The sequence below is a fragment of the Catellatospora sichuanensis genome, assembly GCF_007483665.1.
In the GTDB taxonomy this organism is placed as follows: domain Bacteria; phylum Actinomycetota; class Actinomycetes; order Mycobacteriales; family Micromonosporaceae; genus Catellatospora; species Catellatospora sichuanensis.
The window spans coordinates 227,336-246,447 of the sequence record NZ_ML660185.1; the positions used below are offsets into that span (position 1 = coordinate 227,336).

21 protein-coding genes are annotated in these 19,112 nt (G+C 71.2%); 8 read left to right on the forward strand and 13 right to left on the reverse strand.

Features of this window, described 5'->3' with window-relative positions:
- Nucleotide 1: 1 nt before the first annotated feature.
- Nucleotides 2-1,321, reverse strand: a complete 1,320-nt coding sequence (locus FLL47_RS04965; protein WP_246157538.1) for a hypothetical protein — start codon at nt 1,319-1,321, stop codon at nt 2-4.
- 10 nt (nt 1,322-1,331) lie between these two features.
- On the reverse strand, nt 1,332-2,855 hold the full coding sequence (locus tag FLL47_RS04970; RefSeq protein ID WP_144119215.1) for an alkaline phosphatase D family protein: 1,524 nt from the start codon (nt 2,853-2,855) through the stop codon (nt 1,332-1,334).
- Nucleotides 2,856-3,024: 169 nt separating this feature from the next.
- On the opposite strand from FLL47_RS04970, the gene FLL47_RS04975 reads away from it, so the two are divergent.
- Entirely contained in the window at nt 3,025-3,432 is a 408-nt protein-coding gene (locus tag FLL47_RS04975; RefSeq protein ID WP_144119216.1) for a VOC family protein, read from the forward strand.
- Between the two features lie 99 nt (nt 3,433-3,531).
- Here the strand turns inward: FLL47_RS04975 and FLL47_RS04980 are convergent, their stop codons facing one another.
- Genes FLL47_RS04980 through FLL47_RS04995 form a run of 4 tightly spaced genes read right to left on the reverse strand, consistent with a single transcriptional unit; the run spans nt 3,532 to nt 7,003 of the window.
- On the reverse strand, nt 3,532-4,245 hold the full coding sequence (locus FLL47_RS04980) for an ABC transporter permease (protein WP_144119217.1): 714 nt from the start codon (nt 4,243-4,245) through the stop codon (nt 3,532-3,534).
- Nucleotides 4,246-4,256: 11 nt separating this feature from the next.
- Entirely contained in the window at nt 4,257-5,168 is a 912-nt protein-coding gene (locus FLL47_RS04985; RefSeq protein ID WP_186315562.1) for an ABC transporter ATP-binding protein, read from the reverse strand.
- Nucleotides 5,169-5,223: 55 nt separating this feature from the next.
- Complete coding sequence (locus FLL47_RS04990) at nt 5,224-6,078, reverse strand: ABC transporter permease (protein ID WP_144119219.1); 855 nt, start codon at nt 6,076-6,078, stop codon at nt 5,224-5,226.
- Nucleotides 6,071-7,003, reverse strand: a complete 933-nt coding sequence (locus FLL47_RS04995; protein ID WP_144119220.1) for an ABC transporter ATP-binding protein — start codon at nt 7,001-7,003, stop codon at nt 6,071-6,073. The genes FLL47_RS04990 and FLL47_RS04995 overlap by 8 nt, the downstream gene beginning before the upstream one ends.
- A 191-nt stretch (nt 7,004-7,194) precedes the next feature.
- Between FLL47_RS04995 and FLL47_RS05000 the strand changes: the two genes are divergently transcribed.
- On the forward strand, nt 7,195-8,067 hold the full coding sequence (locus FLL47_RS05000) for a hypothetical protein (RefSeq protein WP_144119221.1): 873 nt from the start codon (nt 7,195-7,197) through the stop codon (nt 8,065-8,067).
- Here FLL47_RS05000 and FLL47_RS05005 read toward each other — a convergent pair.
- Nucleotides 8,033-8,575 carry an SPFH domain-containing protein gene (locus tag FLL47_RS05005; RefSeq protein WP_144119222.1) on the reverse strand — a complete coding sequence of 181 codons (543 nt, stop codon included), beginning with the start codon at nt 8,573-8,575 and terminating at the stop codon, nt 8,033-8,035. The two genes, FLL47_RS05000 and FLL47_RS05005, sit on opposite strands and share 35 nt — an antisense overlap.
- A 96-nt stretch (nt 8,576-8,671) precedes the next feature.
- On the opposite strand from FLL47_RS05005, the gene FLL47_RS05010 reads away from it, so the two are divergent.
- Nucleotides 8,672-9,634 carry an ATP-binding cassette domain-containing protein gene (locus FLL47_RS05010; RefSeq protein WP_144119223.1) on the forward strand — a complete coding sequence of 321 codons (963 nt, stop codon included), beginning with the start codon at nt 8,672-8,674 and terminating at the stop codon, nt 9,632-9,634.
- A complete protein-coding gene (locus FLL47_RS05015; protein ID WP_144119224.1) occupies nt 9,631-10,386 on the forward strand; it encodes an ABC transporter permease in 756 nt (251 codons plus the stop codon). Before FLL47_RS05010 ends, FLL47_RS05015 begins: the two co-directional genes overlap by 4 nt.
- Before the next feature lie 65 nt (nt 10,387-10,451).
- On the opposite strand, the gene FLL47_RS05020 is transcribed toward FLL47_RS05015, so the two are convergent.
- The 3 genes from FLL47_RS05020 to FLL47_RS05030 form a co-directional block, all read right to left on the reverse strand.
- Nucleotides 10,452-11,627, reverse strand: a complete 1,176-nt coding sequence (locus tag FLL47_RS05020) for an aminoglycoside phosphotransferase/kinase family protein (RefSeq protein WP_144119225.1) — start codon at nt 11,625-11,627, stop codon at nt 10,452-10,454.
- A gap of 185 nt (nt 11,628-11,812) precedes the next feature.
- A complete protein-coding gene (locus FLL47_RS05025) occupies nt 11,813-12,247 on the reverse strand; it encodes a hypothetical protein (RefSeq protein WP_144119226.1) in 435 nt (144 codons plus the stop codon).
- A 72-nt stretch (nt 12,248-12,319) separates the two neighbouring features.
- The gene (locus FLL47_RS05030) at nt 12,320-12,733 is read right to left on the reverse strand and encodes a group III truncated hemoglobin (RefSeq protein ID WP_222105961.1); all 414 of its coding nucleotides are present in this window, start codon (nt 12,731-12,733) and stop codon (nt 12,320-12,322) included.
- A 43-nt stretch (nt 12,734-12,776) separates the two neighbouring features.
- Between FLL47_RS05030 and FLL47_RS05035 the strand changes: the two genes are divergently transcribed.
- The 3 genes from FLL47_RS05035 to FLL47_RS05045 all read left to right on the forward strand — a co-directional run bounded on the left by FLL47_RS05035 (nt 12,777) and on the right by FLL47_RS05045 (nt 15,167).
- On the forward strand, nt 12,777-13,475 hold the full coding sequence (locus tag FLL47_RS05035) for a helix-turn-helix transcriptional regulator (protein WP_186315563.1): 699 nt from the start codon (nt 12,777-12,779) through the stop codon (nt 13,473-13,475).
- 63 nt (nt 13,476-13,538) lie between these two features.
- On the forward strand, nt 13,539-14,330 hold the full coding sequence (locus tag FLL47_RS05040) for a RibD family protein (protein ID WP_144119229.1): 792 nt from the start codon (nt 13,539-13,541) through the stop codon (nt 14,328-14,330).
- Nucleotides 14,331-14,438: 108 nt separating this feature from the next.
- Entirely contained in the window at nt 14,439-15,167 is a 729-nt protein-coding gene (locus FLL47_RS05045; RefSeq protein WP_144119230.1) for a class I SAM-dependent methyltransferase, read from the forward strand.
- A 94-nt stretch (nt 15,168-15,261) separates the two neighbouring features.
- Here the strand turns inward: FLL47_RS05045 and FLL47_RS05050 are convergent, their stop codons facing one another.
- Both FLL47_RS05050 and FLL47_RS05055 read right to left on the reverse strand, forming a co-directional pair.
- Nucleotides 15,262-15,588, reverse strand: coding sequence for a winged helix-turn-helix domain-containing protein (locus FLL47_RS05050; RefSeq protein WP_144119231.1), 327 nt, complete (start codon nt 15,586-15,588; stop codon nt 15,262-15,264).
- Complete coding sequence (locus FLL47_RS05055) at nt 15,585-16,307, reverse strand: hypothetical protein (protein WP_144119232.1); 723 nt, start codon at nt 16,305-16,307, stop codon at nt 15,585-15,587. Before FLL47_RS05055 ends, FLL47_RS05050 begins: the two co-directional genes overlap by 4 nt.
- An 82-nt stretch (nt 16,308-16,389) precedes the next feature.
- Between FLL47_RS05055 and FLL47_RS05060 the strand changes: the two genes are divergently transcribed.
- Complete coding sequence (locus FLL47_RS05060; RefSeq protein ID WP_144119233.1) at nt 16,390-17,034, forward strand: class I SAM-dependent methyltransferase; 645 nt, start codon at nt 16,390-16,392, stop codon at nt 17,032-17,034.
- Nucleotides 17,035-17,105: 71 nt separating this feature from the next.
- Here the strand turns inward: FLL47_RS05060 and FLL47_RS05065 are convergent, their stop codons facing one another.
- Nucleotides 17,106-19,055 (reverse strand): ABC transporter ATP-binding protein, encoded by a 1,950-nt coding sequence (locus tag FLL47_RS05065; RefSeq protein ID WP_222105962.1) that lies wholly within the window; start codon nt 19,053-19,055, stop codon nt 17,106-17,108.
- Between the last annotated feature and the right edge of the window lie 57 nt (nt 19,056-19,112).

The following is a 19,112-nucleotide window of genomic DNA, read 5'->3' on the forward strand; positions in this document are numbered from 1 at the left end:
GTCACCAGTCGGAGTTGGCTGCGCCCAGGCCCAGGCGGATCTGGTCGAACTGGTTGCCGTCGTTGTCGTCGGTGAAGGTCAGGGCGATCTCGCCCCAGGGGGAGACCGCCACGGCGGGTTGTTCCTGGCGGCCGGTGGTGACGTCGGTGTAGAACTGGGCGGGCAGGCGGCCGGCGGCGGTGCCGTCGGGGTTGAAGCCGCGGGCCCAGACGTCGAGGCCGTTCGCCGGGATCGTCCAGCCGACGACCACGTTGGCCTGGTCGTCGATGCCGGTGGCGGGTGCGGTGGCACCCGGCTGCGGGGACACCTCGACGTCGGCGTGGCGTGCCGTGCCGGCCGAGGTGAACGAGCGCGTCCAGACCGTGGGTGCCGCGGTGTGGTCGGACTCCCAGGCGACGGTGAACTCGCCGGTCATGTTGACCGCCACGGACGCGTTGCGCTGCTGGCCGTCGGCGGTGGCGTTGGCGGTACGCCGGGACAGGGCCACCGCACCGTTGGCCTTGGCCAGCCGGACCAGGCCGATGTTGTCGAAGCCGTTGCCGTCGCCGTCCTCGTTCCACACGATGGTCGCGTCGCCCGCGGCGGACACCGCGACGTCGGGCCGGTGGTGCGCGCCGGTGGTCTGGCTCGCGGTCACCTCGTACGCCTTGGTGGTCACGTTGGTGAACCCGGCGGCCTTGACCGTGGCCGGGTTCGGGTCCTGGCTGTCCTCCCAGACCACGGTGAACGCCACCGCACTCGGGTTGCTCGGCGTGCCGTCAGGGTCGACCGCGACCGCGGGCTGGATCTGCTGGCCCGCGGCCGAGGCGTTGGCGTTGCCGGAGCCCAGCACCGTGCCGGTCGGCGAGACCACCCGGTAGGGGATGTTGTAGAAGCCGTTGCCGTCCGGGTCGTCCGCCCAGACCACCACGGCGTTGCCCTTGTCGTCGAGGCCGACGTCGGGGGACAGGTGCCGCCAGGTGGTGCCGGCGGTGCCGCCCGCGGAGAGCTTCAGCTCGTACACGGCGACGCCGTCGCGGAACAGGCGCAGGAAGATCTCGGTGTGGGCTGCGTCCTCGGGGCCGGTGCTGTCGCGGTCGTCCTCCCAGACCACGGCGACGTGGCCGGACCGGTTCGCGGCCACGGCCGAGACGTCCTGGTCACCGGTGGCGGTGCTGTTGGCGGTGGTCCAGCTGACCGACGTCGGCGTCAGCGCGGCTGCGGCCCGCACGGCGGAGACGGGCACGGTCGATGTCACGGGCGCGGCGGACGCCGGGGTGGCCACGGTGGCGGCCACGAGCGCCGCGGTCGCGGACAGGGCCAGGGTGGTGAGGGCTCTCATGCGGATTCTCCTAGACCTGCTGCAGGCCGGGCAGGCCGTCCTGGATGACGTACGAGCGCAGCGTGGACACCGCAGCGCCGTGCTCGGTGACCGCGCCGACCGCGCGGAAGTCGGCGCGGACCTGCGCCGGTGTGATGGTGGTGCGCACGTAACCGCGCCGGTCCGCGTAGAACTTCAGGTGCGGGTTGGTGGCCACGTTCGGCACGGTCGTGGTGGCGCTGCCGTCGCCGCCGGAGCTGATCGACGTGCACACCAGCTCGGTGCCGATGGTCGCCGAGTTCGGGTTGGCATAGTCGGCCTTCAGCTCGTTGGCCCAGGACTTGTGCACGTCGCCGGTGAGTACGAGCGGGTTGCGCACGGCGCGGTCGCGCCAGCCCTGCTGGATGCGGGCGCGCGAACCGCGGTAGCCGTCCCACGCGTCCATGCTGGCGGCACCGGCCGCGTCGAACTGGCGGGCGAAGAAGACCTGCTGGCCCAGGACATCCCAGGTGCCGTAGTGCTGGGCGAGGCCGTCGAGCAGCCACGCCTCCTGCGCCGCGCCGGTCAGGCTGCGGGCGGGCAGGTCGGCGTCGGCGCACACCTTCCAGCCGTCGCTGCAGGCCTGGTCGTCGCGGAACTGGCGGGTGTCGAGCATGTGGAAGGTGGCCAGCCTGCCCCAGCGGATGCGGCGGTACAGGGGGATGCTGTTGCCGTCGGGCGTCGAAGCCGGACGCAGCGGCATGTTCTCGTAGTAGGCGCGGTACGCGGCGGTGCGCCGGGCGGTCCACTGCGCCGCGGTCAGCGCGGGGGAGCTGTCGGCGCGCACGTTCGTGGCGTAGTTGTTCTCGACCTCGTGGTCGTCGGGCACCACCAGCCAGGGCGCTGCCGCGTGCGCGGCCTGCAGGTCGGGGTCGGACTTGTACAGCGCGTAGCGGCGGCGGTAATCGGCCAGCGAGACGATCTCGGCGCCCACGTGCTCGCGCACCGACCCGGCCGTCGCCCCGCCCTCGTAGATGTAGTCGCCCAGGTGAAGCACCAGGCCGGGGTTGTCCTCGGCCAGGCGGCGGTACGCGGTGAAGTAGCCGGCCTGCCAGTTCGAGCAGGACGCGAACGCCATCACCAGGTCGCGGCCGAACGCGGTCGGCGCCGGGGCGGTGCGGGTGCGCCCGACCGGCGAGAGGTGGCCCTGTGCCCGGAACCGGTAGTAGTAGTCGGCGTCGGCGGCCAGCCCGCCCGCGATCACGTGCACCGAGTGCGCGTCGGCGTAGCGGGCGGTGACCGAGCCGGAGGCGGCCAGCGAGCTGAACGAGCTGGTGGTGGAGACCTGCCAGTCGACGACGACGTCGGCGTTGGCCATGCCGCCCTGGCCGTCGGCGTTGAGCGGGGTCGGGGCCAGGCGGGTCCACAGCACGACGCTGTCGGACTCGGGGTCGCCGGAGGCCACACCGAGCTTGAACGGGTACGGGGCGGCGGCGAACGCGCTCCCGCCGGCCAGTGCGGTCCCCGCGATCGCGAGTCCGCCGAGGACGAACGTACGGCGATGGAGTGATCTCATGCGCCGGACATTCATGGACGATGATGAACGTGATCCGTTGTGGCGTTGAACCACGGATTACGGGCGGCGGTCACTCCGTCGTGTCATCTCGTCATGTCCGACCCTTCTGCGAGGATGCTGCCTGGACCGGCGCGATCCACGCGAACCATGACGATCAAGGAGGATTCGAATGGCGTCCCGACTCAACCCGTACATCAGCTTCAACGGCAACGCCCGCGAGGCGATGGAGTTCTACCAGGGCATCCTCGGCGGCAACCTGACGATGAGCACGTTCGGCGAGTTCGGCGACAAGGACGCGCCGTACGCCGACCAGATCATGCACGCGATGCTGGAGTCCGACGCCGGCTACACCCTGATGGCCTCGGACACCCCGCCCGGCATGGCCTATCACCCCGGCGACAACATCACGGTCAGCCTCAGCGGCGACGACGGTGACAAGCTGCGTGGCTACTGGGAGAAGCTCACCGAGGGCGGCACCGTCGGCGTGCCGCTGGAGAAGCAGATGTGGGGCGACGAGTTCGGCGCCCTGAAGGACCGCTTCGGCATCAACTGGATGGTCAACATCGCCGGCTCCTGAAGCCGCATTCCGGGCGGGCGGCTGTCGGCCGCGTGTCCTGGAAAGACGCAGGCCGACCTGGCGAGCTCGCCAGGTCGGCCTGCGTCTTTGCGTCGATCGTCAGCTGGTCTCGCCCGCGACCGAGAACGAGCGCAGCCGCTGCGTGGCCAGCCAGGTGCCGACCGCCGTGATGAGCACTGCCATCACCGCCGCGACCCCGGTCGAGACCGTCGTCCCGAACAGCGTCGTCCCGGACAGCTCGGCGGCGAACTGGATGACGTAGTGCTGCACCGAGATGGTGCGGGTGCCGGCCACCAGGTTGCTCACCAGGCCCTCCCAGATCACCACGTAGAGCAGACCCACCAGCACCGGCCGCCGGGTCACCACGCTCAGCGCCAGGAACAGCGCGCTGTACGCGATCGCGCCCGCCACGCACGCCAGCGCGAGCCCGAGGCCGAGTCTCGTCCCGTCCACCATGGTGCCCGCGACGAACATCGGTACGCCGGTGGCCACGGCGCTGACCACCGACGCCACGGCCAGCTTGGCGAGGATGATCCGGCTGCGCGGGATGGGCTTGGTGAGGATGTGCACCACGGTGCCGTCGTCGATCTCCGAGCCGAGCACGCCGGTGCCGACGATCAGCGACACCAGCGGCAGGACCGTGGCGACACCCAGCCCGACCAGGACCCCATCGGCCAGGTCGATGGTCGGCGCGTCGAAAGCGATGCCGACGGCGGTCAGCCCGATCAGGATGACCGGCATGGGCAGCAGCAGCCAGGACCGGCGGCGGCCGAGCAGGCCGCGGGCGGTGATCCAGGCAATGGTCATGTTCATCGCGGTGCTCCCTATGCCGAGACCAGGTAGGCGAAGACGCTTTCCAGCGACTCGTCCGAGGGGATGAGCTGGCGCACCCGCACACCTTCGTCCAGGGCGATGCGCGGCAGCGCCCGGGTGAACGTGCCGTAGTCGCCGGCGTGCACGGTCAGGCCGTCCTTGCCCAGCGTCACGCCTGCCACCGAGTCCGAGGCCATCAGCGCGACCGCGAGCCGCCGGTCGTCGCTGGAGCGGATCGCGAACACGTGCGGGCGGTGCGTCATCAGGCGGCGGATGGTGCGGTAGTCGCCCGAGGCGGCCAGCCGGCCCGCGACGATCACCTGCACGGTGCCGGAGACCTGCTCGACCTCCTCCAGGATGTGCGAGCTGAACAGCACCGTGCGGCCCTGCGCGCCGAGCCGGTGCAGCAGGTCCATCATGTGCATGCGCTGCCGCGGGTCCATGCCGTTGAACGGCTCGTCCAGCAGCAGTACCGCCGGGTCGTGCACCAGCGCCGCGGCCACCCGCATCCGCTGGCGCATGCCCTTGGAGTACGTGTCCATCCGGCGGTCCTGCGCATCGGTCATCTCGACCAGCTCGATCGCGCGCCGGGTCGCCGCGTCGGCGTCGGGCAGCCCGTGCAGCTTCGCGCTGGCCCGGACGAACTCCTTGCCGGACAGGAAGCCGTACACCGACTCGCGCTCGTTGACCAGGCCGAGCTTGCGGTAGATCGCCGGGTTGCGCCAGGTGGCGTCCCCGTCGATCAGCACCTGCCCGCGCGACGGGGCGAGGAAGCCCGCCATCATGTGCAGCAGGGTGGTCTTGCCGGCGCCGTTCGGGCCGAGCAGGCCGGTCACGCCCGGCCCGAGGGTCATCGTCACGTCGTTGACGGCGACGACGTTGCCGTACCAGCGGGACACCCCACGCAGGTCGAGGTCGCTCACAGGGCTGCCTTTCGTTCGCGGCTTGCGGTGCTCCACTTCGTTGCGCTCCTCGCGCTCACAGGGACACCTTCCGGTAGCGCAGCACGAGCAGCGAAGCGCAGCCGGCCACGAGCAGCAACATCACCAGGCCGTACACCGGACCGAACGGGCCCACGTCGGTCGACGAGGTGCCGTACAGCCACTCGCGCACGCCCTCGGGCAGCGTCAACGGGCTGAACAGCGCCGCGATCTGGGAGGCCGTGCCGCCCTTGCCCAGCTCATCCATCAGCGCGACGACCGGCGTGGTGACCATGAAGACGACCACGATCGCGCCCGCCGCGAAGGCGCGTCGGCTGGCGATCGAGGCGATCAGCAGCGCGAGGCTGCTGAAGACCAGCGTGTAGCACGTGGCGACGACCCAGCCGCCGAGCATGCCGCGGGCCTCGGCCCCCACGCCAGAGGCGCCGTCGGCGGTGAACGCCGAGCCCAGGAACATCACGGCCTGCGGAGCGGCCATCAGCAGCCACACCGCCGTGGCCATCGCGGCCAGCTTGGCCAGCGCGTAGTCCGAGCGCCGGATCGGCCGGGAGAAGTACAGCGGCAGGGTCTGGTTGCGCAGGTCGCGGGAGACCAGCTCGGGCGCGACCACGGCCAGGAACACCATCACCACCACGCTCGCCGCGCCCGGCAGCTCCTGGTAGGTCAGAATCATCTCGCCCGACTGCGCCTTGACCGCGACGACGACCACGGCCAGGGCCATCACCAGGCCGATCACGATCCACGGGAAGATCTTGGCCTTGGCGCTGCGGCCCAGCCCGAACGCGACGCGCAGGCCATGTTCGAACAGCGAGCGGGCGGCATAACCGCGGCCCAGCCGGGGGCCGGTGTAGCGCTGGTAGCCGATGTCGTGGATGACGCTCTGCTCAGACATGGCTCACCTCCAGGGACGGGGTCGGGGTGGCGGTGGAGAACAGCTCGGCCACCCGGTGGCGGCGCTGGTCGAGGCGGTGCAGCGGCAGGTCCAACTCGGCGACGGTACGCAGGACCAGGTCGTAGGTGGCCTCTTCGGTCAGCGGCACCAGCAGCATCCGGCCCTCCGCGGTTGCGGCCAGCCCCCGCTGCGCCAGCGCCGCCGACAGCTCCGCGGTGCCCTCGGCGACCTCGATGGCCAGCACCTCGGTGCCGGTGGTCATCGCGTCGATCCGGTCGGCGCGCAGCAGGCAGCCGCCCTCGATCGCGATCAGCGAGTCACAGATCCGCTCGATCTCACCGAGCAGGTGCGAGCAGACCACCACGGAGATGCCGAACTCGGTGCCGATGCGGTGGATCAGCGTCAGCATCGCGTCGCGCCCGGCCGGGTCCAGACCGTTGGTGGGCTCGTCGAGCAGCAGCAGGTCCGGGTCGTGCACCAGTGCCTGGGCCAGCTTCACCCGCTGCTTCATGCCGGTGGAGTAGCCGCCGATCTGGCGGTAGCGCTCCTCGTACAGCCCGACGTGGCGCAGCGCCTCGGAGGCGCGCTCGCGGGCGACGGTGCGCGGCAGGCCGGTCATCCGGCCCATGTGCGTCACGAACTCCGCGGCGATCATGTCCGGCGGCAGGCAGTCGTGCTCGGGCATGTAGCCGACGCGGGCGCGCACCTGCTCACCGGCGGTGGTCGGGTCGAGGCCGAGCACCTCCGCCCGGCCGCTGGTCGGCGACAGCAGCCCGAGCAGGGTTTTTATCATCGTGGACTTGCCGGCGCCGTTGGCGCCGACCAGGCCGATGATGCCGGGCTCGACAGACAGGGTCAGGTCGGACAGGGCGGTCACCCCGCCCGGATATGTCTTGGTCAGCGACTGGGTCGCGATGAGGGCCACGCCGCCAACCTAGACCCCTGCCGCGATCGGCAGATCAGGTGTCAACCCTGGTCTCGACCCTGAGGCTGACCCGAGCCGCCGGCGCGCCCTGCCGCGGGTCCGGCCGTGGCAGGTGCTCGGCGCGCCCGTGGCCGTCATGGTGTGCTCGGACCGGACCGCGCATCGTCGAATGCGGATGGAACAATGCGTACGTGACGGAGCAGCAGAGCAGCCCGGCCGCGCCGCTGCCCGCGGTCGAGGCCGGTGAGCGGCACGGCTTCTACCTGGGCCTGGTGTCCGCCGCGTTCCCGGCGATCCTGGCCGGGGTGCGGCTGTTCGTGCTGTCCGACGGCGACGACGCGACGCTCAAGGCGCTCGCCCAGCACACCAGCATGCAGGCGCTGCTGATCGGCAGCTACGTCCCGTTCCTGCCGCTGATCCTCATCCTCGCGGCCTACCTCGCCCTGTCCGAGCGGCGGGCCGCGGTCCGCGGCGCGGTGTTCCAGCCCACGGTGCTGGCCAGCCTGCCGCCGCCGGTGGCGCTGATGTTCCTGGTCGTCGGCCTGCTCACCGCACCGGTGTACCTGCTGCTCCTGCTCCTGGCCGCCGCGGGGCTGCTGGCCGTGATGCTGCTGTGGCGGCGCGGGCGACCGGCCCCGCCGCGCCAGGGCGACCGCCCGCCCAGCCCGCTGCTCGGTGGGCGGGTGCCGAACCGGTGGGTGGACGGGCTGACGCTGACCCTGGGCGTGGTGCTCGCCGGCATGGTCACCCTGCAGGGCATGTGGCTGCCCGCGACCGCGCTGACCGTGGACGGTACGACGAAGGTCGCCTACCTCCTCGGACAGAACGAGGACCTGGAGACCGTGCTGTACCGCGACGGCGGCGGCCCGCAGCAGTTGAAGTCCGATCAGATCACCGCCCGGCGGATGTGCAGCGAGCGGAGGGCAGGGGTGCTGCGCCGGCCGCTCGCCGCGCTGATCTTCGTGCCCGACGTCAAGACCTCGGACGTGCCGTTGTGCCGTGACCTGCTGCAGCCGGGCGGCGGGCCGGTCAGGTCCGCGCCGGGCGGGCCAGCACCTCGCTGATCCGCACGCTGCCGACCTCGGCCCAGCGACCTGCCTGCTCGGTGATGGCCGCCGACAGCGCCTGGTCGAACGCCGACCGGCTGGTCATCGCGGTCTCCTGGGTCATGGCCCCGATCAGCCGGCGCAGCGTGGCCGCGGCCAGGTCGTCGATGGCCCCGCGTGGGCCGCGCGGCTGATATGCGGCGCCGACCGGATCGATGACCCGCCACAGGATGCGCAGCCTGACCTCGACCGCGCCGCCGTCCTGCGCGTCGAACGCGTCGGCCGCCGGTTGCTCGTTGCTGCCCTCCGGTGGCGCCGGCGGCCACAACAGCATCTGCGGGGTGAGGTCGACCTTGGCTTTGACCCGGTCGAACAGGGGCACCGCCAGGCGTCGGCCCGCCGCCAGCGCGCGATGAAAGCGCCGGTGGCGCTCCACGATCCATACCTCGTCCTCCGGCACCTGCCACAGCGCCGTCCAGGCGGCCAGTGACAGGAGTGCGACCACGATGAAGGTGAAGAAGCCCATGCGGCACAGCGTGCGTCATCCGGGCGAATTCCGCGCGCTCGACAATCGCGTACGGCGTACGGTACGGTGTACGCGACGAGTGGGAGGAGCCTGCACATGGCAGAGCCGGCGATATCGGCGGACGGGATCCGCAAGACCTATCGAGGAGCGCAGACCCCGGCACTCGACGGATTCGACCTGGAAGTGCCCAGGGGCACGGTGTACGGCCTGCTCGGCCCGAACGGGGCCGGCAAGACCACGGCCGTGCGCATCCTGGCGACGCTGATGCGCCTGGACGCGGGGCGCGCGGTCGTGGCCGGGCACGACGTGAGCACCCAGGCCGCCCAGGTGCGGCAGCGCATCGGCCTGGTCGGGCAGTACGCCGCGGTCGACGAGATCCTCAGCGGCCGGCAGAACCTGGTGCTGTTCGGCCGCCTGAACCACCTCGGCCGGACCCGCGCCGCGACCCGAGCCGACGAGCTGCTGCAGCGGTTCGGCCTCGCCGAGGCCGGCGGCAAGCCGGTCGCGAAGTACTCCGGCGGCATGCGCCGGCGGCTCGACCTCGCGGCAAGCCTGATCGTCTCGCCCGAGGTGCTGTTCGTGGACGAGCCGACCACCGGGCTGGACCCGCAGGGCCGCCAGGAGGTCTGGTCCGCGCTGCGCGAGCTGGTCGCGGGCGGCACCACCATCCTGCTGACCACGCAGTACCTGGAGGAGGCCGACCAGCTGGCGAACCGGATCGCCATGCTGTGGCACGGCCGCGTGGTCAGCGAGGGCACCCCCGACGAGCTCAAGGCCACCATCGGCGACGACTGGATCGACCTGGCGTTCGCCGACGCGGACCAGGCAAGGCTGGCGCTGCCCACGGTGGCGGCGCACGCCGACGGCGAGCCGCGCACCGAGGAGCACCGGATCAGCGTGCCGGTGCGGCAGCGCACCAAGGCGCTGATCGCCATCAGCACGGCGCTGGCCGCCGACGGAGTCGAGCCGGTCGAAGTCAACCTGCGCCGGCCCACGCTCGACGAGGTGTTCCTCGACCTTCACCGCAAGCAGGGCGACAAGCAGGAGGTGGCGGCGTGACGGCCGTGCTGGGCGAGACGTGGGTGCTCGCGCGCCGGGAACTGACCCACTGGCGGCAGCAGCCCGCCGGAGTGATCATCAACTGGCTGTTCACCGTGATGGTGGCGCTGATGTTCGGCGGGCTGTTCGGCGGGGCGATCGGTGACGACTACTTCGACTACCTGATGCCGGGCATGTTCGCCCTCGCCATGTTCTTCGGCGTGGAGGCGACGATGACCGCGGTGTCCTCCGACGCGGCCAAGGGCGTCACCGACCGCTTCCGGTCGCTGCCGATCCATTCGGCGTCGGTGGTGCTGGGGCGCTGCCTGGCCGACCTGATGAACTCGGCGGTCGGCCTGGTCGTGCTCGTCGGTGCGGCCGCGGCGCTGGGCTGGCGCTGGCAGGAGGGCCTGGGCCGTGCGCTCGCGGCGTTCGGGCTGCTCCTGCTGCTGCGTTTCGCGCTGCTGTGGGTCGGCATCTTCCTCGGCCTGGTCGTGAAGGGTCCCGAGTCGGTGACCATGGTGCAGATCCTGGTCTGGCCGGTGGGTTTCCTGTCCGGTGTCTTCGTCGACCCGGCGACCATGCCGACCTGGCTCGGCACGATCGCGCAGTGGAACCCGCTGTCGGCGACCGCCGCCGCGTCCCGCGAGCTGTTCGGCAACCCCGGCCTGATCCCCGACCACGCCATGCTGCTGGCCGTGCTCTGGCCGCTCCTGCTCACCGCGATCTTCCTACCCCTATCGGTCCACCGCTACCGCCGCCTCGGCTCCTGACAAAGGAAGGGCACCTTCTTATCGGTTTCCGATGTAGAAGGTGCCCTTCCCAACAACGGGGTACCTCAGGCCCTGGCCAGGGCAGCGTCGAGGACCTGCTCGTACGTCGCCCGGGACGGCAGGTGGGTCAGCAGGTGCCGCATGTTGCGGTCCGCGTACCGTTCGTCCTGCTCACCGTGCGCGCTCAGCGCCACGTCGAGCTGCCCGGCCACGTAGTTCAGCAGGCCCGTCGCCGCGCCGCGGAACGTGTCGACGCTCAGCGGCGGCAGCGCACCGGCCCGCTCGCGATAGCCGGCCAGCAGGGCACGGGCGCCGGCGGCGTTGACGCCGCCGTTGGGGTCGACCGCCCAGGAGGCCAGCGCCGCGCACAACTCCCAAGCGGGTGGCAGCCCGGCGGCGTGCTCCCAGCCGGTGAGGATGAGGCTCCCGCCGGCGCCGAGCCGTACGTTGCCCGGGTTGACGTTGTTGTGGCACTGCACCGGCTCCGGCACCGTCGCGCCCTGCCCGACGGCCGCCAACCCGGACAGCACGGGCACCGCCGCGGCCAGCGCCGGAGCCCATTCGACGCCCTTCGCGGCGACGAGGTCGGCCAGTTCCGACCAGCTCGTGGTCCACAGCCGTACCGAACTCCACGGACAGACGCCGCTCGCCGGGAAGCGCAGGCCGTGGATCACGGCGAGCGTCTCGCCGACCACGCGGGTGATCGACGCGCTGACCGGCGCGGCCAGCGGCGGCCCGGAGTGCCGCCACTCGTAGACGCGCCACCGGCTGCCCTCGACCAGCTCGACCGCGGCACCGGAGACGCTGCGGACCGGGGCGGGCAACGCCACGCCCGCCCGTGCCGCGGCCTCCTGGAACCTGGTGTTCTCCTCGCCGTCGGTCACGGGGAACACGTCGTCGACGGTGCGCGGCGCCCACCTGCCGCGATCGGTGTCCAGCGACCAGCGCCGGCCCATCTCGTCGGCCCTGGCCACCGAGCGCATCGGACCGGTCACCTCGCCCAGGCCGAACCGGGCGGCGAGCAGGCGGGCCAGCACGGGATCGGCGACATCGCCCTGACCTCGCCGTCGATCGACCTCGGCCTTGAGATCGGCCCAGGTGCGAAACCCGTACTGCTCGGCCAGAGACGCCTGCGCGTCGGCGAGCGCCGCCCGCGGATTGCCGTCGCGCAGTCCGGCGAGCAGGTCTTTGGCCTGCTGGCGCAGGTGGTCGAGGTCGGGATCGTCGGGCAGAGTCTTCATCTGAGCACCCTCCACGCCCGGACTCGCACAGGCGGATGAGAGCGTCGGCAAGCGTCGCCCAACCTGATGTCAGGCGGGGTGGCTTCGAGCCTTCCGGCGAGTCTCGGCGCGTACCCGAACGCGCTGGATCGAGGCTAACCGAACCCACCGCGGCATTGTCAAGTGGAACGACTGCGCCGGTGCGGTCATGGAAGAACCTCGACGACGTCCTGGGGCAGTCGCGGCCGCACATCGTCCAGGATGGTGCGGTAGTGCGCGCCCGTCGGGTCGGCGAGTTTCCGGTGGGTGCCGTCGCGGACCGCGTACACCGCGTCCTGGGTGACTCGGAGCACGGGGTGGGAACCGCTGCCCGGCGTGACGACGAACCCGCGGAAGCCGAGCGGGGCGGCCGGTTCGGGCACGTCCTGGAACTCGGCGGCCCGGCTGTCCAGGTCCGCGTAGATCCGCTCGGCGACCGGGGCGCTCAGCGCGGTTTCCGGGTTCTCCCGACCCGAGAACACATCCACCGACACCTGGTACGCGGTCGGCCGTGGTTCGCTCGTCGCGGGTGAGCACGCGGTCGCGCCGGCCGCCAGGCCCAGTGCGAGCAGACCTACGGTGATCGTCTTCGAACCTGACATGGGCCGGTTCCCCTCACTGGTCCGCTCCTGCCGACGCCGTCCAGTATGGGAGCTCGGTTCCTCGAATGCAGGTCACGGTCTGACGGTTGCGATGGTGACGTGCTCGCTGCCGGTCGCCCCGGCCAGCCGCCGCCCGATCGACCCGGCGATTCGGCCGGCCTGCGTCTTCGCCAGCTCGGCGACGGGGCCCGCGTGGCGGTCGTCGACGGTCGTCCGCCACAGCAGCAGCCAGCGGTCGAAGTGGGCCTGCTCCAGCCGCACCAGCCGGTTGAGGTCGAAGTGCGCCTGCAGCGCGTTGCGGCGGTAGCTGCCCGTGCGCAGCAGCACCGTTTCCCAGAAATCGCACATGATCGGCAGGTGCGCGGGGAGGTCCATCCGGGCCACGTCGATGAAGATCGGGCCGAGCAGGTCGTCGGCGTACACCCGGGTGTAGAAGTCGGTCACGACGCCGGTGATGTCGCCGCGGTCGGTGATGTCGGTGCGCACGGGCTCCTCCTTTTTTACTATCGCCATCGTATATATTCGGAGCGTGGCCGACGATATGACCTACGGCGCACTCGCGGTGGCCAGCCGCCGGCGCGTGCTGGAGGTGCTGCGCCAGGCCGACGCGCCGCAGGACGCGGTCGCGCTGGCGCAGGCCACCGGTCTGCACCCGAATACGGTGCGTTTCCACCTGAAAGTGCTGATCGAGGCCGGCTACGTGGTACAGGCCACCGTGCCCCGCAGTGGTCCCGGCCGCCCGCAGGCGGTGTACACCGGTGTGACCCCGGCCGCCGAGGCAGGCGGCTACGCGCTGCTCGCGGAGATGCTCGCCGGTCAACTGGACGACCTCGACGGCTCCGCGCTGGCCCAGCGTGCGGGCCGCCGCTGGCTGCACCGCACCGCCCCCGCCGGGGCGGGACCCGCTGCTACGGACCCGGCCGCCGCGCCGACGGGCGCGGGCGCGACGGCCACGCTCGATGAAGCCGCGCTACGGGCCACTGCCCTGTTCGCCGAACTCGGCTTCGATCCGGTGCGCACGCCGCACGCCGGGGCCGCCCGGATCGAGCTGCACGCCTGCCCGTTCCTCGACGTGGCACGGCGGCACCCCGACGTGGTGTGCGGCGTGCACCTCGGGCTGCTGCGCGGCACCGTGGACGGGCTGGCGCCGCAGGCGTTCGACACGGAGCTGTATCCGTTCGTGCGGCCCGGCGTGTGCGCCGCCGAGATCCGGCGGAGGCAGTCGTAGATCATGCCGGCGGCCCGCCCAGGCACACCCGAATGAGTCGGTGGGTCTTGGTAGAACGCCGGAATGGATTCCACGGAAACTGATCCGGGACGACCGCGCGTGGTGGTGTCGTCGGTGGTGTCGGCGGACGGCCGTCTCACGCTCAGCAGCGATCAGCTGCTCCTGCACGAGGGGGCAGGCGGCGTCTGGCGATCGCTGCAGCCGCCGAGCACGCACGCGGTCGAGCAGGCGCGTGCGGCGCTGCTGGAGCGGCTGTACCAGCCACAGGTAGTGCTCGAAGGCAGCGGCACCTTCGTCACCCACGACACCGGTCCGGTGACCGGGCTGCCCGCCGCCGACCCGGCGCTGGAGCTGCACACGGACTTCCTCCCCGACGATGTGGCCGGTGCCAGGTGGTTCGCCGTCGTGGACAGCCGTGGACGCGTGCGCTGGAGCGTGAAGAGCAGCGGCGACCACCGGCTCCTGATCCTGGTGGCCATGGCGACACCGGCGGACTACCTGGCCTTCCTGCGCCAGGAGGGGATCCCTTATCTCGTCGTCGGTCAGGATCGGGTCGATCCCGCCACCGCGCTCGGCCGCCTGGCCGACAAGCTCGGCGTCACCTGCGTCGTCTCGCACGCGGGCGGCGAACTCAACGGCGCCCTGCTGCGTGCCGGACTCGTCGACGAGCTGCACGTCGTCATGCTTCCCGCCCTGGTCGGCGGCAAGGGCACGCCTGCCCTGTTCGACGGCGCTCAGCTGACGCCCGGCGAGCTGCCGACACCGCTACGGCTGCTTTCCATTCACTCCGAATCCGACGGGCTGCTCTGGCTGCGTTACGAGGTCGTCCGGACCGGCACGACGGCAGCAGACTGAGAATCAGGCCGCTCGCGTCGGACTACGAGCCTGGTGCCGCATCGGGCGAACCTGCCTGCCGCGCGTAATGCCGTTGGCGGCGCTCGGCGAAGCGCCGATACTGTCGCGATGATCTCCGATGCCGACGCTGCTGCCCTGTATGACCTGCTGAACCCCTGGGACGGGACGAGGTTCGACAGCGACGCGTTCTATGACGACCTGGTGATGTCCGCGGACGCGGTGCTGGACGTGGGCTGCGGCACGGGCGGCATGCTGCACCAGGCCCGCGAGGCCGGCCATCGAGGCCGCCTGGTCGGGCTCGACCCGGACCTTGCGGCACTGGACCGGGCACGTCGGCGCACCGACGTCGAGTGGGTGGCCGGGGTGGCCGCCGAGGCGCGCTGGGACCGCGAGTTCGACCTGGCGACCATGGTCAGTCACGCGTTCCAGTTCCTCGTCGGTGATGACGACCTACGCGCGTCGCTGGTCGCCATCCGGGCGGCGCTGCGTGACGGCGGCCGGTTCGCGTTCGAGACGCGCCATCCGCAGGCGCGGGCGTGGGACGACTGGAACCCGTCGAACGTGTCGGAGGTCGTGGACGCGCAGGGCCGTACGTTGCGGGTGTGGCATCAGGCCGAGCAGGTCGGCGACGTGGTGAACCTCGTCGAGACGACCAGCGGGTCCGACGGCGCCGTGCTCCGGGTCGATCGTTCCAGCCTGCGCTTTCTCGACGTGCCGACGCTGGCGGCGTTCCTGGCCGAGGCCGGTTTCGGGATCGAGGCCCAGTACGGCGACTGGCAGCGCGGCCCGGTCACCGACACGAGCCGTGAGATCGTCACGATCGCGCGCCGGATCTAGGGCCGCGAGATCACGGCTGCCTGGGAGTTCGCGCGATACGCCCTGCCGGGCGAGCCTGCACCCGAGGGTCACCCGGCAGGGCGTGTCCGCCCGATCAGCGGTCGCCGGTCGTCTCGGCCTGCTCGACCTGCTGGATGAGCTGTTTGAGGTGGGCGATCTCCGCGCGCAGGGCGGTCTGCCCGGCGGGGGTGAGGGTGACCCAGGTGCGCGGGCGCTTGCCCTCGTAGCCCTTTTCGATCTGGATCAGCTCTGCCTTCTCCAGCACGGTCAGGTGCTGTCCGAGGTTGCCGGCGGTCAGCTGCAGGGTCGTACGCAGGAAGCCGAACTCGACCTGGCGGGCCTGGTGCGCGATGGCCATGATGCCCAACCGGACGCGCTGGTGGACCACGTCGTCGAGGCCGTTGGCGGGATGCTCGGTCATCGCGGCTGCGCCTCGCCGGCCGGCCGGAACAGGGCGAAGGCGGCACTGCCCAGCAGCAGCACCGCCGCCGGGACGAGCAGGTACGGCAGGAAGAACCACCGCGACGACGACTCGATGACCTGACTGCCCTGTACGAGCGCGATCGACAGGTAGACGGCGGTGTAGGCCAGCAGCGCCCAGTGGCGTTCCACCCAGGCCAGCACCAGCAGCGCCAGGCCGATCACCGTGAGGGGGGAGACCAGAAAGGAGACGGCGTGCATGGTCGGGGTGAACTCGCTCGGGGCGGCGGAGAATGGCGCGAGCGGGTGGTACGCCAGCCACAGCGACGCGCCCGCCAGCAGGACGGCGAGGACGACGCCGACGACGACATAGGGGCGGATGGGGGTGCCCAGGCCGCGCTGCCTGGACTGGCGGACGTAGAAGGCGGCGATGGCCGCGTAGGCGAGCATCAGCGCGATCGGCCAGTACACCGCGGTGGAGGCGACCGAGGCGACGCAGACGGTGGTGCCCTCCTCCGGGCCCGGCCGGCACGGGCCGAGCTGGGGGGCGTACCGCTCGACGGGGATCGCGACCAGGGTGATCACGGCGAAGGCCAGCAGCGGGAACCAGGTGCCGCGCTGGGCGACACGGACGCGGCGGGTCAGTTCACCCACGGTCGTCAGCAGCTCGCGAGGGCTGTCCGCCGATGGCACGGATTCGTCATGCAGGTAGCTTTGCATTACAGACCTTTCTGTGCAAGAGACGGCTCTCCGTTGATTCGAGGGTGCACCTGTCGACGGTGCGGCCACTAGGGTCTCGGTCGTGGACGCCAAGACCGACGAATTGAGGGCCGCGCACGATGCGCTCGCGGCGTGGTACGTGGACAACCTGGACGGACTGCTGGAGGCGTCCCCCGTCGAGCGGGCGGTGCTCGACCTCTTCTGCGAATTGACCCTCGCCTCGCAACTGGGCGGCGTGGTCGGGGACGTCGGCAGCGGAACCGGCCGGCTCGCTCCGTACCTGGCGGCACGGGGGCTGACGCCACACGGGGTCGACCTGTCTCCCGAGATGGTCCGCATTGCCAGACGTGACCACCCGGACTTCGCGTTCGACGTCGCCGACCTGCGCGAGCTGCCCTTCGAGGACGCCTCGCTGTCCGGCGTGGTCTGCTGGTTCTCGCTGATCTTCCTCGCGCCCGCCGACCGGGCGCCCGCGTTCGGCGAACTCGCTCGCGTCGTCAAGCCCGGCGGCCACCTGGTGACCACCTTCAAGCCCGGTGACGGCACGCTGCGACGCGGCGGTCGCAGGGCCGGCCTCGGTGTCGAATACGACGGTTACTGGATGTCGGCTCAGGAGATGGAGGACCGGGTCACCGCCGCCGGTTTCGCGACGGTCTTCCGGGGCAGCCAACCCAGCTCGGATCAGGAAGCCTCCACGCAGGACTTCCTGCTCGCCCGGCGAACGTGAGCACTGCGACGCCTGCTTCACGCATGAAAACGCCCCCGGCCGTATCGGCTCGGGGGCGTTTCCGTGGCGGGTCACTCGGTCGCGGCACCCGCGAACTGGGCCTCGTAGAGGCGCGCGTAGGCGCCGCCGGAGGCGATCAGCTTGTCGTGCGAGCCGTGCTCGACGATCGAGCCGTGCTCCATCACCAGGATGACGTCGGCATTGCGGATGGTGGACAGCCGGTGCGCGATGACGAAGCTGGTCCGCCCGCTGCGCAGCGAGTTCAGCGCCCGCTGGATGAGCACCTCGGTGCGGGTGTCGACGGAGCTGGTCGCCTCGTCCAGGATGAGGATGCTCGGCTCGGCGAGGAACGCCCGCGCGATGGTGATCAGCTGCCGCTCGCCGGTGCTGAGGTTGGTGCCGTCCTCGTCGAGCACCGTCTCGTAGCCGTCGGGCAGCGTACGCACGAAGCGGTCCACGTGGGCGGCCTTGGCCGCCTCGATGATCCGCTCCCGGGTGGGGGAGTCCGCGCCGTACGCGATGTTGTCGGCGATGGTGCCGCCGAACAGCCAGGTGTCCTGCAGCACCATGCCGGTCTTGGACCGCAGGTCCTCGCGGTCCATCGCGGCGATGTCGACGCCGTCGAGCGTGATCCGCCCGCCGGTCACCTCGTAGAAGCGCATCAGCAGATTGACCAGCGTGGTCTTGCCCGCGCCGGTGGGGCCGACGATGGCCACCGTCTGGCCGGGCTCGACGACCAGTGACAGGTCCTCGATCAGCGGCTTGTCCTCGGTGTACCGGAACGCCACGTGCTCGAAGCTGACCTGGCCGCGCAGATCCTGCACCCGGGCCGCGGGGACCGGCTCGGGGCTCTGCTCCTGCGCATCCAGCAGCTCGAACACCCGCTCGGCCGAGGCGACACCGGACTGCACCAGGTTGGACATCGCCGCGACCTGGCTCAGCGGCTGGCTGAACTGGCGGGAGTACTGGATGAACGCCTGCACGTCGCCCAGCGACAGCGTGCCGGACGCCACGCGCAGCGCGCCGACGACCGCGACCAGCACGTAGTTCAGGTTGCCGATGAAGAACATGGCCGGCTGGATCATGCCGGAGATGAACTGCGCCTTGAAACCGGCCGTGTAGAGCGCCTCGTTGTGCTCGCGGAACTTCTCGGCCGCCTCGTGCTGGCGACCGAACACCTTGACCAGCGAGTGGCCGGTGTACATCTCCTCGATGTGGGCGTTGAGCTTGCCGGTGGTGGCCCACTGCGCGATGAACTGCGGCTGCGCCCTCTTGCCGATGCGCATCGTCACCCACACCGAAACCGGCACGGTGACCAGCGCGATCAGCGCCAGCAAGGGCGAGATCCAGAACATCATCGCGAGTACGCCGACGATGGTGAGCACCGAGTTCATCAGCTGGCTCAGCGACTGCTGCATCGTCTGCGCGACGTTGTCGATGTCGTTGGTGGCCCGGCTGAGCACCTCGCCGCGCTGCTGGCCGTCGAAGTAGCTCAGCGGCAGCCGGGACAGCTTCGTCTCGACCTGCTCGCGCAGCGCGTAGACGGCGCGCTGCACCACGGTGGTGATGATCCGGAACTGCATCAGGGAGAACAGCGACGCGGCGACGTACACGCCGAGTGCGATCAGCAGCACCCGGCCCAGCGCGTCGAAGTCCACGCCCTGCCCGGGGACCAGGTCCATCGCGGCGAGCATGTCGGCGAGCGTGCCGTTGCCCTGGGCGCGGACCGCGTCGACGGTCTGCGCCTTGGTCACGTCCGGTGACAGGTCGCCGCTGATGATGCCGGTGAACAGCACGTCGGTGGCGTGGCCGAGGATGCGCGGGCCGATCACCGACAGGCCCACGCCGATGACGCCCAGCGCCACGGCCGACCAGACGGCGGCGCGGTGGGGCGCCAGCAGTTTCAGCAGGCGGCGGGTGGACTGCTTGAAGTTGAGCGACTTGCCCTGCGGCGGGCCGGCCATCATCGCGCCGGGACCGAAACGGGGACCGCTGTCGCGGCGCTGCGCGGGGGCGGTCATGCCGTCACCTCGCTGCGCTCGGCTCCGTCATGACGGGTAATGCTCATGGTTCGCTCG

Coding starts and splice junctions, on each gene's coding strand:
- FLL47_RS04980 (WP_144119217.1), bottom strand. CDS start 4,245: ATGAACATGACCATTGCCTGGATCACCGCCCGCGGCCTGCTCGGCCGC.
- FLL47_RS05005 (WP_144119222.1), bottom strand. CDS start 8,575: ATGGGCTTCTTCACCTTCATCGTGGTCGCACTCCTGTCACTGGCCGCC.
- FLL47_RS05020 (WP_144119225.1), bottom strand. CDS start 11,627: ATGAAGACTCTGCCCGACGATCCCGACCTCGACCACCTGCGCCAGCAG.
- FLL47_RS05045 (WP_144119230.1), top strand. CDS start 14,439: ATGATCTCCGATGCCGACGCTGCTGCCCTGTATGACCTGCTGAACCCC.
- FLL47_RS05025 (WP_144119226.1), bottom strand. CDS start 12,247: ATGTCAGGTTCGAAGACGATCACCGTAGGTCTGCTCGCACTGGGCCTG.
- FLL47_RS05050 (WP_144119231.1), bottom strand. CDS start 15,588: ATGACCGAGCATCCCGCCAACGGCCTCGACGACGTGGTCCACCAGCGC.
- FLL47_RS05055 (WP_144119232.1), bottom strand. CDS start 16,307: ATGCAAAGCTACCTGCATGACGAATCCGTGCCATCGGCGGACAGCCCT.
- FLL47_RS04970 (WP_144119215.1), bottom strand. CDS start 2,855: ATGAGATCACTCCATCGCCGTACGTTCGTCCTCGGCGGACTCGCGATC.
- FLL47_RS04990 (WP_144119219.1), bottom strand. CDS start 6,078: ATGTCTGAGCAGAGCGTCATCCACGACATCGGCTACCAGCGCTACACC.
- FLL47_RS04975 (WP_144119216.1), top strand. CDS start 3,025: ATGGCGTCCCGACTCAACCCGTACATCAGCTTCAACGGCAACGCCCGC.
- FLL47_RS05040 (WP_144119229.1), top strand. CDS start 13,539: ATGGATTCCACGGAAACTGATCCGGGACGACCGCGCGTGGTGGTGTCG.
- FLL47_RS04965 (WP_246157538.1), bottom strand. CDS start 1,321: ATGAGAGCCCTCACCACCCTGGCCCTGTCCGCGACCGCGGCGCTCGTG.
- FLL47_RS05065 (WP_222105962.1), bottom strand. CDS start 19,055: ATGACCGCCCCCGCGCAGCGCCGCGACAGCGGTCCCCGTTTCGGTCCC.
- FLL47_RS05010 (WP_144119223.1), top strand. CDS start 8,672: ATGGCAGAGCCGGCGATATCGGCGGACGGGATCCGCAAGACCTATCGA.